The sequence below is a fragment of the Psychrobacter fjordensis genome, from assembly GCF_904845995.1.
Classification (GTDB): Bacteria; Pseudomonadota; Gammaproteobacteria; order Pseudomonadales; family Moraxellaceae; genus Psychrobacter; species Psychrobacter fjordensis.
Map to the genome: position 1 here is coordinate 804,518 of NZ_CAJGYP010000002.1, position 15,864 is coordinate 820,381.

Below are 15,864 nucleotides of genomic sequence, written 5' to 3' on the forward strand. Positions count from 1 at the left end.
CGGTCGTTGACTATAAAAACTTGTGAGATCAAGCTGTAGATCCAAACTCAAATCACTATCATCTGTTCTACTAGAAAATCTAAAAAAACGCGTGTTTTTGGTGAAACCATATCTCGCTTTAAATAAATAGCGTAAGTAGCACTCAGTTCTTCATAGGGACTAAAAATATGATCTGGCATGACTTGAACTAATGACCCTTTCGCCAATTCATCTTTAACAGCCCACAGTGGTATTAGCGTCAGACCTGTATGATTCAATACCAGCTGCTTCTGACCATTCACTGAGTTCACTGAAACCTGACTATTAATCATCAACTTTTTACTATCTTCTGCTATCAAAAACCACTCTTTCCAACCGTTATAACCATATCGGATACATTGGTGATCAGCTAGATCGTCAATCCTACGAGGCGTGCCATTATTTTTTAAATATTGGGGGCTTGCACACAGTAGAAAATCATTAAATACCAAGCGTCTGGCAATCATGGTCGAATCAGATAAGCGTCCACTTCGAATAGCGACGTCAATATTTTCTTCTATAAGATCTACAACCCGTTCTGTTAACTCAATTTTTATATCAATATCTGGATATAACGACATAAATTTCGGTATTAACGGTAATACCATGCTTTCACCAAAACCGACTGTCATGCTGATTTTAAGCTTACCCTGTGGCGTTATTTGTAAATCATTAACGGCTCTTTTGGCATTATCAAACTCTGACACAATTCGCTGAGAGTATTCATAATATTTGTGTCCTGCTTCAGTCAAACTGGTGTTTCTGGTCGTTTTATTGAGTAGACGTACCCCCAACTCTTTCTCAAGCACTGCTAACTGCCGTGAAATGGAAGACGGCTGTACATCAAAGATGCGGCTGGCTTCTGAAATGCTACCGGTTTCGACAACACTATTGAAATATGCCAGTCGATTTATTGAGCTCATCGCCACTCCTTTATTAAGTTGGTAGGTATTCCATTTAACTGTAACCATGGCTTGCTCAAAAAGCAAAAGTAATTTGTTTACTAGGTAATGGTTTGCTGGATTAGCAACGTCTAAACTGATTGTCCTGAAACAAACAATAAGACATCCACACCAGTAAAGGGTAATAACATGAAAGCGATGATCATTAAAGAAATCGGTACAACTGCAGTTTTTCAATTGGCAGAAAAACCAAAACCAACGGCAACACTAGGTCATATGGTTGTGGAAGTGAAAGCCACTAGTGTGAATCCTATTGATACCATGCTGCGCTCAGTCGAGCTGCCTTGGTCGGAGAATTTGCCAGAGATACTACACGGTGATGTAGCTGGCATTGTGAGCGAGATAGGTGCCGACGTCACTGAATTTAGTGTTGGTGACGAAGTTTATGGTATGGCTGGTGGCCTCAACGGTATTGATGGTGCACTTGCTGAATTCATGTTAGTTGATGTGCGTTTAATGGCGAAAAAGCCTAAAACTCTCAGTATGAAGCAAGCCGCAGCCCTGCCGTTGGTCGCACTCACTTCTTATGAGGCACTCGTACAAAAAATGAATGTCAAAGAAGGCGATAACGTCTTGATTCATGGTGCAACAGGGGGCGTTGGTCATATTGCCGTTCAGCTAGCAAAAGTACTTGGCGCGACAGTCACCGCTACCTACTCTCCTGCTAATAGTGCACTAGCACAAACACTAGGCGCGGATTATCTAGTGGATTATACAACAGCGGAGGTTGATGATTATGTGGCGACGTATACTGACAGCGTGGGTTTTGACAAAGTTTTCGATACGGTGGCTAGTGATAATATTCAAAAATCTTTTCAAGCCGTTAGATTCAATGGCCATGTCGCCACTATTTTACCTATTGCTGACCCATTGCAAGTTGCTCTCAAAGCCTTATCCTTTCACGGTGTTTTGGTGCTCATTCCATTATTTCATGGCATCAACCATGAATCGCACGGTCGTATCCTGACAATGATTGCAGAGCTGGTTGATAGTGGCAAAATCACGCCTATCATAGACGATAGTAACTACTCTATTTGGGAAATAGCACGCGCGCATGACCATCTTGAATCAGGTAAAGCAGTGGGTAAAATTACACTCACTGTATAGCAGTATTCGGGCGTGTCCTCATTTTGAACATGACGATAAAAATGAGATAAATTGCAGCCAGACTGTATTAAATAGCTGTGTTAAAAACGAGGTGTTCACAGGTAGTAACGACTCTCTAAAATAACACAGCTCGCTCGTAGACACCCTTATAACGGTAGGATCACTATTTTATTTGGAAGTTTCTAACAAATGGAATACGGGTAATCGCCTCTTTGCTCTAACCGCTGCCATACGGATTAAGTAACCAGCAACCAAACTAACAATGACGCTGATATTGCTACTAACAGTAAAGTACTGGAGTGTTAAATATAAACACGCAACGATCAAAGAAACTGAAGCGTATAACTCATGATGCAAAACTAATGGAGTTTGGCGACATATTAAATCACGCAGCAACCCGCCAAAGACGCCTGTTACAATGGCAGCAACCACACAAACACCATAGTGAAGTCCCATGTTAAGCCCTACTTGGCAACCAATAATGCTAAAGGCCGCTAACCCCAAAGCATCCAAACGCATAAAAACACCATTAAATTTAACAACCCATCTCGCCAACCAGGTCGTTATAAGCCCAGCCACACAAACAATTAATAAATACTCAGGATGTTCTACCCAAGTTAAGGGATAATTACCAAGTAGGATATCTCTTACACTACCACCACCTATCGCCGTTACACTCGCGATAAGCATAACGCCAAACCAATCCATATTTTGTCGTCCCGCACTTAGTGCACCTGTCATTGCCTCTGCTGTAATACCAATAATGTAAACTATACTCAAAAGCATGGAATACTCACCTTAAATCTATCTGATAGTGTAAATGAGGGGAGATTGTAAAGATAAATCTGATGTATTACGAATGATAATTTGAATCGTTTTGAAAGCATCGAGTACTACTCTATTTTAGCAACGGGAAAGCAAAAAATAATGCAACGTTATTGTCATTTTATATGCAAAATCACTGCTTCTCCCAAGCATAAAACGCAGCTTATGCCTAATCATCAAATTTTCATAAACAAGTAAAAAGGTTACTGAATAGACACGGTCACAGGCTTTGAACTCCACTATCCTAGTGCCCTGACTTAGATCCCATCTAGAAAAAATGGGTACAAACCAATATTCTACGCCAAGAATGAATAATGGTTTTTTAAATTGCCAAATGATATAGGCTGTAATGAATTTATTATGAATTGCCTATATAACAATCTTCTGAAGGACTAAAAATTATTATGAGAAAAACGTTACTGCTCAGCATACTGATATTAAGTCTGACTGCGTGCCAGAACACCAATAAGCAGAGCCTCGAGACAACAACGGTTTTACAAAACGACCTACCGACGACAACCGCAACCGATAAGTATACTAACAATATAACGGGCGATTACGTCACAGACGGCTATACAAAACGTAACGAGGGTTACGACTGGTTTGCGATCAGCATACGTGATGCTGGTCCAGACACTATTGGTTTGTCTATTCGTTCTCGCATAGACAAAAAGAAACCTACTTGTACATTAGACACCGTACTTCATAAAGCGAATGATGGACGGTATCAGTTTTGGGTAGATAATAACCCCGTTTATTTGCGCTTTGATGACAATAGCTTATCCATTGAAGGCGAAACATCACATCTACAAAAAACAGCTTTTTATTGTAGCGGCGGTGCAACGCTTGGTGGCGTATATCAAAAATTAAGCGATACGCTGGATACTCAACAATTGGACAACTCGCAATACGCTACAGCACTCAACTATGGTGATTTTTCTACTCAAGTGACCAGTACCTCTGACGGCAATGGTGGTTATATCTTGCAGATTCAGCCCATGGGTGAAGACATTATCGAGCGACCAATTAGCGATCCTGTTGTTAGTGCCGATGTGGGTGATATGAATGGCGATGGATATCCTGAAATTCTAGTATTCACTCAAAGTGTGGGTAGCGGTTCATATGGTGACGTGATTGCTTATTCGAGCAATAAAGGGCTGTCATGGAGTGAAGTCTCTTATCCAGAGCTGACTGATACACTCAAACAAGGTTATATGGGGCACGATGCGTTTGCATTGGTTGAGAATGTATTGGTTAGACGTTTCCCACTCTATTTAGAAGACGATAGCAATGCCAATCCACAAGGTAAAACACGCCAAATTCAGTATCATATGATAGAGGGTGAGGCTACTCGTCAGTTTGTGGTTGACACGGTTAATGAGTTTTAAACACCTCTTAAAAGTTTACTAGGTAATAGAATGAAGCAAGTGCTATATAAAAACTTTGAAATACAGTTAATTTTAGCATTAACTGTATTCACAACTGCCTGTACAAAGGTGGATTTTATTCAACCTACAGCTATTAATACTGTATTTGAAGAAACGTAAAAATACTGGAAATGGGATGAGCAAGCTAAAGTATTTGCGCATACTTATGCATTTCCAACATATCTTGAAAGTAAATAAGAGAGAAGACCTGTGAAAAAAATAACCAAAATGCAAATGGTAACGATAGTTGCCATACTCCTATATATTGTATGGGAAATTTATATCGATATATGGTCTAAAACACAAGTTGGGGCAATAATAAGAGTAGATGTTTTCATTATTTATCCAGTTTTAATAGCTTTAATTATTATTTCAATCAAACAATATATAAAAAATAAGCGAAGCAATCATAGATAAAGAAGCTTAAGAACAGTGCTCGATGACATATTAATCTTTTCTTTTTGACGCCTATTGTTTCAAATAAGATATGTCGCATGCTTACCCTTCATATTGCTAACTGTGCTTCTTCTTCCGGCGCTTTAAAACATTCTTTCAAACAAAATAAGCTTGATGGTACAAACGAAGTGTTAGTGGTGTTTTGATGACTATCTCAATAGCTTAATCAGACCACCCTAAACCGACTTTTTCCGCTAAAAAAAATTATCATAACGTGTGTTTATGGGAACAGTCGGCTATTTTGAGTGCTCATTTACTTTTTTAGCCAGTAGGTGATTTCTGTCTTAACATGCTGAGGGCAAATAAACCAAGTACCGTACCTGATACCCATCTTTGTGCAAGCATTACAGAGGGTTTTTTAACTATCGTATTTTTGATTGTAGAAGCACTGAGTACAATAAGTCCATTAACGGTAATAGCTATCACTATTTGAACCATACCTAACTGTATAAATTGACTAAAAGTAGAGCCGTTGGCTGGATCAATGAATTGTGGAATGAGAGCTGCATACATCAGTGCAATTTTAGGGTTTAATAAATTAGTGACGAATCCCATTGAAAACAAGTTTAGGGGTGAGTGAGGTTTAAGCTCTTCAGCTACAAATAGTGATTTACCTTTCGGTTTAATCATGTTCCAAGCTAAGTAACCTAAATATATAGCACCTGAAATTCTTATAATGTCATACATTATTGGAATTGCTTTAAACAAGGTAGCTAAGCCGATAGCTGAGGCAATCATATAGAATAAAAACCCTGCCCCAATGCCTGCTAGAGATATCATTCCTGCAATACGTCCTTGTGATATAGATCTTGAAACCAGATACATCATATTTGGTCCGGGAGACAAAACAATTCCCAATGCTATTAGGAATACAGCAAATAAACTTGTACTCGTCACCATATCTATTCCTTACAAATTTAGTTTGATACTTATCAAAGCTAAGTTTATCACTATAGGACAACCAAAATATTTGATTTTCTTAAACATAGGGTTGTTGTAACAAGGGCGATACCCTAGTGAGGACTTGAATCTCTGGCTGTAGGTTAATGGTATCAGTATCTTGAGTTACTTAGGTAGTCGCGGTGTACTTGGTAATGTACATCATGTGAGATTTTCGAAAAAAAATTATCTCTAAGATTTGTTATAACGAACCTAATTTCCACTTGAGCTATCCATAAAATTATGAAATTTTACTAATGAACTAGCTCTAAAAGAGAGGAGAAGAGAAATGAATTTAAATAATCGCGAAAAATTAGCACTACTGAATAATTTTGAAATCGACTTCGAGTATGGTGATGTTACGCTTTTGGATAATTTCGATTACTTTTTGATTTTTAATAAAGAAACATTCTCTAGAAATACAGACTTTGTAGCAAAGGTATATGATAAAGCAGGTAATTATGTATTAACTATCCCATTTCCCGAGGTTGAAATGCATTATCAAAAGCTTAAGCTTATATTTAGCTGGTGTTGGGAAGTTGAACGTGGAGTTAGGATAGTATTCAATGCAGATGATAGATACATGTGGGATTTCTGGTATGAATTTGATTTAATAAGTCGTAAATACACTAATTGTAATAGAGCTTATTAATGTTAAATCCTGTTCGGTGCGCTATACAGGAGTCGAACTACTCATGTTAGATATGGATTGCATGATTACGAAATCGATAGCATAGGTTATTATTAAGCAACTTATTACAAAGGTAGCAACTATGTCAGTCTTTTCCACAAGTTATATAACAAGTCCTGAAGAGGGTGATGAGTGTATATGTTTCGATTATAGTGAGTTCGCTGGTAGAGGGTTTATTAAGCTTCTGGAAGAAGCAATATTGGATCCATATCCAGAAATTTTTAATAAAATAATTGATAGTAAATGTGTTGAATTCTTTCCATATCACGAATTCTATCGATTGGATAGGAATGAAATTAAGCTGGTGATAAAGAAAATAGATGAGTACTTAATTAAAAATACAGCTGATAGCAAAGCAGAGGTCTATGCAAAAGACATCTGGGAAAAAGGTTTACGCACTGAATTGATTAAAAACTACCTTTCTAACTAAATTTATCTAAAAGCACGCTACATCAAGTGAAATAAGGCTTTCACGAATTTCACCATTCCTTCTTCTCAGCAGCAGCAGCAGCAGCAGCAGCAGTGACTTTGAACAACATCAGCCATTTCAACAAGTGCCCTCTTACTATCTCAAAAAATTAAACTCTTGATAGCAATATTATAGAGTCGGATGTTCAAGTTCTCACTAAGGAACCGAAGCAGTGAAAGTACCTGACTGGTTCGATATAGGCATACCCTAGCGGAACTAGCTATTTCACTCTTCAAACCTATTAACAGACCACTCAAAACAGACCAATATAATGGAACCACTTAAAATAGACTACGGATACTCCCTCTAACCGCCCAATCAAGTATGCTCTGACAGCATTAAACAGCGGATCAATCTACTGCCTATATAAATCCACATAGTTATTTGGCAATATCGCTGGCATTAACAACTATTATCCATATTATTCGTTATGGCAGGAGTTGTCGGCAAGCGCATTTAATATGCCGCATGACTTCGCTGGCGCCCTACTGACGCATTTCTGCCGCAAAACATTTAGATGCTGCTTCAACTGCTTTAATTCCTCTATACGTACTTCCACCGCATGAATATGTTCATCCAATAAGGTATCGACATCACCGCAGTCTCTGTTAGGTTCTTCCCAATACTGCAGTAAGGTTCGTACTTCATCCAACGTCATATCAAGTGTGCGACAGTGCAGGATAAACTGTAGACGTTCAATATGGCTTTCACGATATAAGCGATAATTCCCTTCACTACGGGAAGGTTCTGGTAATAGCTTTTCTTTTTCGTAATAGCGAATGGTCTCCACGGTGGCACCAGTGCACTTAGCGAGCTCTCCAATTTTTATTAGCATAGTTATTCCAAAGTTATCTCACAGTTCTCTTGAAGTTATTTCAAAGTCATCTCAAAATTGAAAAAATTAAAGTAACTATAAGGTTTAGTGCTGAGAAAATCAAGTTTATACAATTACAGATAAATGGCCTTGACTCTGAAGCCGCTAGAGGGTTCACAATAGCGTTATCAAAAGAACGCTTATAGTAGGACGAATTATTATGCAATATCGTATTGAAGGTATGGACTGTGCCAGTTGCGTTAGAAAGATTGAAACTGCATTAGCACGTATGCCCGGTGTCTCTGACATACAGCTTAATTTTGCGACTGAAAAGTTAGAGCTAACGTTGGCCTCTGATTCAGAGACTCAGTTAAATGATGTCGAAAAAACCATCAAGCGCCTTGGTTTTGGTATATCTGCCACTACTGATCAAGCAATCGCAGAAGATGGCACTGGTGACAAACAATTAGATACGCAGCAACAGCATTGGTGGCAAACCCGAAAAGGCAAGCAAGTGGTTGGTCTCGGTATCCTGATGAGCGTCGCCTACGCGTTAGCACTAATTTTTCCCGATTATGGAATGTGGGCATTCGCTATTGCCGTCATTGTGGGCGTTTTTCCCTTTGCCCGAAAATCTATGGCCTTGGCGATGACAGGCACCCCGTTTTCAATTGAAATGCTGATGTCTATCGCAGCAATTGGTGCGCTTATCATTGGTGAAGCTGAAGAAGCTGCGGCCGTTGTCTTCTTGTTTTCAGTCGGTGAATTACTAGAAAGTGTGGCGGCTGATCGTGCCCGCGCTGGCATCAGAGCATTGGCATCATTGGTTCCAAAGACTGCGATTTTGCTTGATGCACAAGGCGGACAGCGTGATGTTCCTGCTGTCTCATTGCAGATTAATGATTTGGTACTGGTACGACCTGGTGATAAGGTGTCTGCTGATGGTGTCATTGCTCAAGGTGACTCTAGTCTTGATGATTCGCCCATCACTGGCGAATCCATACCCGTTGCTAAAGCGATAGGCGATGCAGTATTTGCAGGATCCATCAACATGGAGGGAGTGCTGCACGTCCGCGTAGAAAAGACAGCTGCTGACAACACCATTGCGCGCATTATTACTCTGGTAGAGCAAGCGCAAGCCTCTAAAGCCCCTACTGCCCGTTTCATTGAAAAATTCAGTCGTTATTACACTCCAGCGGTGATGGCGATTGCCGCACTGGTTATTATCATACCGCCGCTAGCGATGGGAGGAGAATGGGCGACTTGGTTGTATCGAGGTTTTGCACTGTTACTAATTGCCTGTCCTTGCGCACTCGTCCTATCCACTCCAGCCGCCATCGCGTCAGGGTTGGCTGTCGGTACACGTCGCGGCTTACTCATCAAGGGCGGTAGCGCTTTAGAGACCATTGGTCGCGTGAATGTTGTGGCTTTTGACAAGACAGGTACGTTGACTGAAGGCAAGCCACAGGTGACCAACGTGATTGCCTTTACACAGAAGCAATCAGTACAAGAGTATATAGGATCTGCAGATCAGAATGAGATACTAGCGCTGTTTGCCAGCGTTGAATCCACCTCTAGTCATCCACTTGCAAAAGCGATCATTGATCACGCCAAAGCCGCTAATATCTCTATACCGATAGCTTCCAAGGCTTATGTCACTGCGGGCAAAGCAGTACATGCGACGGTAGTTGATCGGACGCTGGCCATCGGATCACCTGTTTATGCTGCTACTGAAACATCGATATCACTAGAACAAAATGCACAAATTGAAGCACTACAAAACGAGGGTAAGACGGTCTCCGTTCTGTTCGATGAGCAGAGCCGTGAAGTGCTTGGGTTGGTCGCGTTACGAGACGAGTTGCGAGATGATGCTCAGGCAGGCGTGGCTCAGCTCAAAGCGATGGGTGTGCGCTCTGTGATGCTTACAGGTGACAACCGTCTAACCGCTCAGGCGCTTGCTAGTCATTTAGAGATAGAATGGGAAGCTGAGCTGTTGCCCGAAGACAAGCTGCGCTTGTTGAATGAGATGAAAGGTCATAGCAAAGTAGCGATGATTGGTGATGGTATTAACGATGCGCCAGCACTAGCAACCGCAGATGTTGGTATCGCCATGGGCGGCGGTACAGATGTCGCCATCGAAACGGCCGATATCGCCCTATTAAAAAGTCGCGTCACGGACGTCGCTCATCTCATTGCCCTATCACGTGCCACCATGTCCAACATTCATCAAAATGTGATGTTTGCGCTTGGTCTAAAGTCCATATTTCTAATCACTACTGTACTGGGTATTACTGGGCTATGGATCGCTGTATTGGCTGATACTGGCGCGACCGTATTGGTCACGTTAAATGCATTACGCTTACTGCGCTTTAAAGGGGCTAGATGATTGGTAACTTGCTCTAAAAATAACTAGGGTCTGTTGAGTGCTCAAATGTGGTGCTGGCAGTGACTGTTTTTTAGACAATATGCAGTGAAATTTTTGATGCCTAGTCATTTTAGGTTAAACAATTTCGCCATGTATTGGCAAAAAAGAGTACTGCCATCCAAGACACAGCACCGTATTTATCATGAACCAAGGTTAGTTCCCAGGCATAGAGATATAATTTGGTAATTGCTGTAGACGATTCATCCATGCCTGAATATTGCGATAGCTGTCTATATCAATATCGCCTTCGTGTGCCGTTGAAATGTATGGATAAACTGCGCAGTCAGCAATAGTAGGACGGCTGGCGGCTAGCCAATGGTGACTACCAAGATGATTGTCTACTAAGGTTAAAATGTTATGTGAACGCTCTGAAGCTTGCGCCCAATCACTTTCCAAACCGAACTTCTTAATCAAACGTGCTACGTTGGGACCATATTTTATCTCATTAGAAGCAACAGACAACCACTGCATCACATCAGCTTGCAGATGTGCTTCACTCGGCCACCATGCTTCACCACCATACTTATTGGCTAGGTATACCAAGATGGCTTGTGAGTCTCTTAATATGACGGATCCATCTTCTAAAATTGGGATTTCTCCCCAAGGATTTAATTTAAGTATTGCTTCTGTTTTATGTTCGCCATTCATGAAGTCAACAGGCACAATCGTTAAAGGCGTATCGATGAACGAGGCAAATAGCCTTACTTTATAGCAGTTTCCTGATAGCGCTAAATCATAAAGTTTCATAATTTTTTTCCTCAGACAGTAGTTGATTAAATTCCAGTACATTTCCATCTGGATCACGGATGAATAACGTAATCCTTCTTGGACCTAGTTTTTTAGGGCCTTCTGTTATTTCTATCCCTTCTTTAAATAGCCAGTTCTGTAATGCAGCTATGTCGTGAATGATAAAAGCTGGATGAGTCATGCCTGGCCTTTTAATCGGTTCATCCAGTAGGACATTTTTTTGATCTTTTGTTTTTGCGCCATTAAAAATAAGATTGATCCGTACACCAGCCGAAGTGACCATTTCATTCGCTTCACCCTCAGGTATGCGATAGGTTTCTTTAAATCCAAGACGCTCATAAAACGTAACCGCTTCTTGTCTATTACTGACTCTAATGCCAACATGATCGTAGGCAATCGCAACCTGTGAATTTGCCTGAGATAAGATGCTCATAAGATAGTCCTTCTATTGATTTCGACATGATCAGTATGACACTTTGTCATTTCAAAGATAATACTGTAAATTTGATAATCATATTTTCAATAAATGAGACAATCATGGATAGATTACAAGCAATGTCTATGTTAATTAAAGTCGTAGAACTTGGCAGCTTTTCTGCGGCAAGCAAAAATTTGAAGGTATCACTGCCAACCCTAAGTAGAAAGATATCTGAACTTGAAAATCAGTTGGGTGTTCGTTTATTGCATAGAACCACCAGAAAGCTGTCTTTGACAGATTCTGGATACGACTATATAGAATCTTGTAAAAGAATATTGGAACAGGTTGAAGAGGCAGAAGGTAGGGCAAAAGGAGAGTACTTAGAGCCAAAAGGAGATTTGGTAATAACAGCCCCTATTATGTTTGGAAGGTTGTACGTACTACCAATTATTATTGAGTTTTTGTCTTTATATCCAAATATAAACGTGCAGCTCCTATTATCGGATAGAAATATTGATTTATTTGAAGATGATGTAGATATGGCAATTAGAATAGGTAAGTTGCCAGATAGCACAATGATAGGCACTCAAGTAGGAAGTATGCGAGTCTTGACCTGTGCAAGCCAACAATTCCTGTCGGAACAGCCTAAATTAGAGTCACCTTACGACTTAACTCAATGCTCTTGCATATTGTTAGACACGGCAAAGGCACCTCCCTATTGGAGCTACAACCTTCCTAATTCTGGACTCACCGCTCATGTAGATATTTTACCAAGACTCACGGTCAATGATAGTGATTCTGCGGTTAATGCTGCTATAAAGGGTATGGGCATCACTCAACAACTGCATTATCAAGTGAAAGAGGCGATAGATGAAAGCGATCTTAATATCATACTAGCTGAGTTTGAACCTGATGAAATCCCTATACATTTGCTGCACAAGACTCGAAAATATTTGCCACAAAAGATGAAAAGCTTTTTGGAATTCACATCTCCAAAACTAAAGGATAAACTGCGTGAACTGTCTTGTTAGCGCATTATTACGTATCAGCAAGTTTATCGGTTTACACTAGAGCGTGCCATTAACGAATCAATGGATAGATCACTTAAAATATTCTGTGACAACGGCTATGTTGTCTAAAAACCTAAGCCAACACTCTCTCTACCCGCTCAATCAGATATTCTTTAACCGCATTAAACAGCGGATCTATCAATCGCCGTTCTGGACAAATCAAATATAACGGATAGTTGGCCACTTGCCAGCCGTCCAGCGCCACTTCAATCAATCGCCCTGCTTTTAAATCTGCAGCTATATCTAACTGTGATTTCAGTGCAATACCCTGACCTGCCACGGCCCAGCGCCGTACCACATCGCCATCTTTACTGCGCCGATTACCAGCCACGGCCACACGTTTGGTATTGCCTTCTTTTTCAAAAGTCCACTCACTCAAATATTTTTCATCATGTCCCAAACACAGGCAATTATGCTGAGTTAAATCTTCAGGAATTTTTGGCAAGCCAATACTACGCTCAACCTTGTCCAAATACGCCTTTGAAGCACATAGTATCGGACGATTATTCAACACAATGGGTAATGCCACGAGCGATGAATCTTTTGGCGCACCATAGCGCAATGCCAAATCAATCTGTTGTCCATATAGATCGACATAGCTGTCTGACATATGTAGCTGCACCGTCACTTTTGGATGGATTTGCATAAAATCATCCAACCATGGCAACACCAAATTTCGCCCCAAATCTGACGATGCAGATAACCGAATCGTGCCCATCAGCTCGGCATCATTATCATGCAACCCTGCATAAGCGTTGTCCAAAATAGCCATGGCATCTTTGCACTGTGTTAAATACTGCTCACCTTTACTGGTCAAACGTAGCCTGCGGGTTGAACGAATGAACAATACCGTTTCGATTTCGGCCTCTAAGCGTTTTACTGCTGCACTCACCACTGCTGGTGACAGATCTAAGTGGCGCGCACAGGCAGACAAGCTACCTAAGCGAGCAGTTTCAATAAAAATACGTAAATCCTGCAAATTTTTCATTGTGTCATCACTTTGGTTATAACGGTTTCTTTATATCTGCTGATTATCAAACCTATTCATGATGATAGCATGTGCCTATAGAGGCTACCTACACCTCTAGACACGCTTCGTGAATGCTATAAAACAGCCTAACTCTGTTATCAATATCCAACAAAACAAGCAGCCAAGCATACTATATACAGACTTTCAAAAATATATTGAAAGTGTTTTCGCTGACGGCTACTGTTTAACTTTAATCAAACGCATTACTATGAGTCATCATTAAGAACAGCAGATGGATAAGAATTCTTAAAATATATAAGGACAACAAATGCAAAAGACTATTTTAATCACAGGCAGTACCGATGGTATTGGTAAATTAGCCGCTATAAAACTTGCACAACTGGGTCACAATATCTATCTGCATGGTAGAGATGCCAATAAGCTTGCCGATGTGATTGCAGAAGCCAAAGCCGCTGCGACCCAAGCCAATCAGCAAATAGACGTTGATGGCTTCGTGGCTGATTTTTCGTCATTAACCGATGTTCAACATATGGCAGATGCAGTAATAAGCAAGTTTACTGCGGCAGGCTTGCACTTAGATGTGCTAATCAATAACGCAGGCGTGTTTAAAGTAGCAAACTCTCAAACCCAAGAAGGGTTTGATGTGCGCTTTGTAGTGAACTACTTTGCCCCTTACCTATTGACTCAAGCGTTGTTGCCTATAATGAGTGCATCAGACGTTAAAGAGTCTACCAACACACCTAGCGACAGCATACCTGCCCGTATTATCAACTTAAGCTCGGCGGCGCAGCAAACCGTTTCACTAGCTGCCATGGCAGGAGATACAAAGCTGAGCGATCAAGACGCTTATGCACAGAGCAAACTGGCATTGACCATGTGGAGCATGGCACTGGCCGATCAGGTAGCGAGCGATAACATCAACGTGATTGCCGTCAACCCCGGCTCATTGCTCAATACTCGCATGGTCAGTGAAGCTTACGGACAGTATTGGTCTCCAGCAGATAAAGGGGCCAATATTTTGGTCGCCTTGGCAGCGGACGATGCGTTTACCACCCAAACTGGCCAGTATTTTGATAATGACATTAAAGATGGCGAGCATGGTGATGAGAGAGGTGAATTTGGCACACCTCATAGCGATGCCTTGAACGAAACGGCTATTAATACGCTGATACAACACACCCAACAGGTATTATCGCCTGCACTATAACGTTTCTTCCATATCCACAGACACATACATTTAGGACTATGACTATGAAAGCAATCGGATATCAAGACAACTTACCCATCAATAATGAGATGGCATTACAAGACATCACGATAGACAAGCCTGTAGCCTCAGGTCGTGACATTTTGGTAGAAGTAAAAGCCATTTCGGTCAACCCTGTCGATTATAAAATCCGTGAAGCAAGACCTACAGCAGAGGGTGAATTTGCCATTATTGGTTGGGATGCCGCAGGCGTGGTCACAGCCGTTGGCGAAGATGTTAGCTTGTTTTCGGTAGGCGACCGCGTCTATTACGCTGGTGATTTGACCCGCTCAGGCAGCAATGCCGAGTATCAATTGGTTGATGAGCGGATTGTTGGGCATATGCCTGAGTCGCTGTCGTTTTCTGAAGCCGCCGCCCTACCCTTAACCACCATCACAGCGTGGGAGATGTTGTTTGACCGCTTGCAATTACCTGTTACCCCTAGCGAAAATTCTGATGATACAAACACGACGGAAAGCCGTCCGACTATTTTGGTGGTTGGCGCAGCCGGTGGTGTGGGTTCAATCATGACGCAGTTATTAAAAACCAAGACGCAGGCGGTGATTATTGGCACAGCATCACGAGATGAGAGCGTGAATTGGTTAAAAACGTTAGGCGCAGATTATGTGATTAATCATCGCAATCCATTGTCAGACGAGCTAAAAAATACAGGCATTACCGAAGTAGATTATGTGGTGAGCCTTAACAACACCGAAGAGCATTACGCTGAAATCATCAAATGCCTAAAACCTCAAGGCAAATTGGGACTCATTGATGACCCTAAAGCCTTAGATATCAATGCATTGAAACCAAAAAGCTTAAGCCTGCATTGGGAGTTTATGTTTGCCCGGTCGATGTTTAATACACCGGATATGATCGAACAGCATCGCCTATTAAATCAAGTGGCCACCATGATTGATGCCGGTCAACTAAAAACCACGGTGGCTCATGAGCTTGGTGCGATTACTGCTAATAACTTACGCCATGCCCATCAAATGCTAGAGAACAGAGAAGCTCACGGTAAAATCGTACTTGAAGGCTGGTCTGTTAAGCATTGATATCGTACCGATGGAAGGTGTTGACTTACAGGCCCTTGATACAGAATTCGACTTACGTAGCAAGGGATATTTTGCCGTGGCAGTGGTATCATTTGGGTACCGCAGTGATGAAGACTTTAACGCCAAGATACCTAAGTCACGCTTGAGTGAAGAAGCTATTTTTATTAAGGCTTAAAGTCTGTTAAATATTCAAAAAATTAC

16 protein-coding genes are annotated in these 15,864 nt (G+C 41.2%); 9 read left to right on the forward strand and 7 right to left on the reverse strand.

What is annotated here, in order from left to right:
• Positions 1-47 precede the first annotated feature (47 nt).
• Positions 48-941 carry a LysR family transcriptional regulator gene (locus JMW61_RS11780; protein WP_201550872.1) on the reverse strand — a complete coding sequence of 298 codons (894 nt, stop codon included), beginning with the start codon at positions 939-941 and terminating at the stop codon, positions 48-50.
• A 168-nt stretch (positions 942-1,109) separates the two neighbouring features.
• On the opposite strand from JMW61_RS11780, the gene JMW61_RS11785 reads away from it, so the two are divergent.
• On the forward strand, positions 1,110-2,087 hold the full coding sequence (locus JMW61_RS11785) for a zinc-dependent alcohol dehydrogenase family protein (protein ID WP_201551503.1): 978 nt from the start codon (positions 1,110-1,112) through the stop codon (positions 2,085-2,087).
• Between the two features lie 168 nt (positions 2,088-2,255).
• On the opposite strand, the gene JMW61_RS11790 is transcribed toward JMW61_RS11785, so the two are convergent.
• Positions 2,256-2,873 carry a trimeric intracellular cation channel family protein gene (locus JMW61_RS11790; protein ID WP_201551505.1) on the reverse strand — a complete coding sequence of 206 codons (618 nt, stop codon included), beginning with the start codon at positions 2,871-2,873 and terminating at the stop codon, positions 2,256-2,258.
• A 443-nt stretch (positions 2,874-3,316) separates the two neighbouring features.
• Between JMW61_RS11790 and JMW61_RS11795 the strand changes: the two genes are divergently transcribed.
• Positions 3,317-4,300, forward strand: coding sequence for a hypothetical protein (locus JMW61_RS11795; RefSeq protein ID WP_201551507.1), 984 nt, complete (start codon positions 3,317-3,319; stop codon positions 4,298-4,300).
• A 756-nt stretch (positions 4,301-5,056) separates the two neighbouring features.
• Here JMW61_RS11795 and JMW61_RS11800 read toward each other — a convergent pair.
• On the reverse strand, positions 5,057-5,695 hold the full coding sequence (locus JMW61_RS11800) for a LysE family translocator (protein WP_197102603.1): 639 nt from the start codon (positions 5,693-5,695) through the stop codon (positions 5,057-5,059).
• 328 nt (positions 5,696-6,023) lie between these two features.
• On the opposite strand from JMW61_RS11800, the gene JMW61_RS11805 reads away from it, so the two are divergent.
• Together JMW61_RS11805 and JMW61_RS11810 are read left to right on the forward strand one after the other, a co-directional pair.
• Positions 6,024-6,386, forward strand: a complete 363-nt coding sequence (locus tag JMW61_RS11805) for a hypothetical protein (RefSeq protein WP_110923362.1) — start codon at positions 6,024-6,026, stop codon at positions 6,384-6,386.
• 121 nt (positions 6,387-6,507) lie between these two features.
• Positions 6,508-6,855: a hypothetical protein gene (locus JMW61_RS11810; protein ID WP_201551509.1), complete on the forward strand. Its 348-nt coding sequence runs from the start codon at positions 6,508-6,510 to the stop codon at positions 6,853-6,855.
• Between the two features lie 460 nt (positions 6,856-7,315).
• Here the strand turns inward: JMW61_RS11810 and cadR are convergent, their stop codons facing one another.
• A complete protein-coding gene (gene cadR, locus JMW61_RS11815; RefSeq protein ID WP_227686352.1) occupies positions 7,316-7,729 on the reverse strand; it encodes a Cd(II)/Pb(II)-responsive transcriptional regulator in 414 nt (137 codons plus the stop codon).
• A gap of 199 nt (positions 7,730-7,928) precedes the next feature.
• On the opposite strand from cadR, the gene JMW61_RS11820 reads away from it, so the two are divergent.
• Entirely contained in the window at positions 7,929-10,094 is a 2,166-nt protein-coding gene (locus JMW61_RS11820) for a heavy metal translocating P-type ATPase (RefSeq protein WP_201551511.1), read from the forward strand.
• Positions 10,095-10,286: 192 nt separating this feature from the next.
• Here JMW61_RS11820 and JMW61_RS11825 read toward each other — a convergent pair whose 3' ends face one another.
• Together JMW61_RS11825 and JMW61_RS11830 are read right to left on the reverse strand one after the other, a co-directional pair.
• Positions 10,287-10,880 carry a glutathione S-transferase family protein gene (locus JMW61_RS11825; protein ID WP_201551513.1) on the reverse strand — a complete coding sequence of 198 codons (594 nt, stop codon included), beginning with the start codon at positions 10,878-10,880 and terminating at the stop codon, positions 10,287-10,289.
• Positions 10,867-11,313 (reverse strand): VOC family protein, encoded by a 447-nt coding sequence (locus tag JMW61_RS11830; protein ID WP_201551515.1) that lies wholly within the window; start codon positions 11,311-11,313, stop codon positions 10,867-10,869. The genes JMW61_RS11825 and JMW61_RS11830 overlap by 14 nt, the downstream gene beginning before the upstream one ends.
• A gap of 104 nt (positions 11,314-11,417) precedes the next feature.
• Here JMW61_RS11830 and JMW61_RS11835 point away from each other — a divergent pair, with 104 nt between their 5' ends.
• Positions 11,418-12,329 (forward strand): LysR family transcriptional regulator, encoded by a 912-nt coding sequence (locus tag JMW61_RS11835; protein WP_201551517.1) that lies wholly within the window; start codon positions 11,418-11,420, stop codon positions 12,327-12,329.
• A 112-nt stretch (positions 12,330-12,441) separates the two neighbouring features.
• Here JMW61_RS11835 and JMW61_RS11840 read toward each other — a convergent pair whose 3' ends face one another.
• Positions 12,442-13,356 carry a LysR family transcriptional regulator gene (locus tag JMW61_RS11840; protein WP_201551519.1) on the reverse strand — a complete coding sequence of 305 codons (915 nt, stop codon included), beginning with the start codon at positions 13,354-13,356 and terminating at the stop codon, positions 12,442-12,444.
• Between the two features lie 310 nt (positions 13,357-13,666).
• On the opposite strand from JMW61_RS11840, the gene JMW61_RS11845 reads away from it, so the two are divergent.
• The 3 genes from JMW61_RS11845 to JMW61_RS11855 are packed head-to-tail and all read left to right on the forward strand — an operon-like array spanning position 13,667 to position 15,838.
• The gene (locus tag JMW61_RS11845) at positions 13,667-14,566 is read left to right on the forward strand and encodes an SDR family NAD(P)-dependent oxidoreductase (RefSeq protein ID WP_201551521.1); all 900 of its coding nucleotides are present in this window, start codon (positions 13,667-13,669) and stop codon (positions 14,564-14,566) included.
• Between the two features lie 44 nt (positions 14,567-14,610).
• The gene (locus JMW61_RS11850) at positions 14,611-15,663 is read left to right on the forward strand and encodes a zinc-binding alcohol dehydrogenase family protein (protein ID WP_201551523.1); all 1,053 of its coding nucleotides are present in this window, start codon (positions 14,611-14,613) and stop codon (positions 15,661-15,663) included.
• Positions 15,638-15,838, forward strand: coding sequence for a nitroreductase family protein (locus JMW61_RS11855; RefSeq protein WP_201551525.1), 201 nt, complete (start codon positions 15,638-15,640; stop codon positions 15,836-15,838). Before JMW61_RS11850 ends, JMW61_RS11855 begins: the two co-directional genes overlap by 26 nt.
• The last annotated feature ends 26 nt before the right edge of the window (positions 15,839-15,864 follow it).